General features: G+C 70.8%; 1 protein-coding gene. It reads left to right on the top strand.

All coding sequences use genetic code 11. The annotated features are described in order from the left end of the window. Positions 1-13: 13 nt before the first annotated feature. Positions 14-202, top strand: a 189-nt coding sequence (locus GSQ83_RS30150) for a hypothetical protein (RefSeq protein WP_216850581.1), incomplete at its 3' end; no start/stop codon positions are given.

Raw genomic sequence — 202 nt, 5'->3', positions numbered from 1 at the left:
GGAAGGCTGGGTGATGGCGGCCATCCCGCCCGCCTTGCCGGATGCCGCCTTTGCCGCGCGTCTCAAGGCCGATGCGCGCGACCTCCGCAAGCGCCTCGCGATGCCGCTGCTGTGCTCCGCCCCCGTCACCTATGACGGCGCCGATCGCCATCGTTTGAACCTGCTGAGCCGCATGACGACCGCCGCCAAGTCCGGGCTCCTC

Source organism: Acidisoma sp. L85, assembly GCF_009765865.1.
Lineage (GTDB): Bacteria > Pseudomonadota > Alphaproteobacteria > Acetobacterales > Acetobacteraceae > Acidisoma.
Note: the sequence above shows the minus strand (reverse complement) of the source record. Positions and strands in the feature narration are given on the sequence as shown.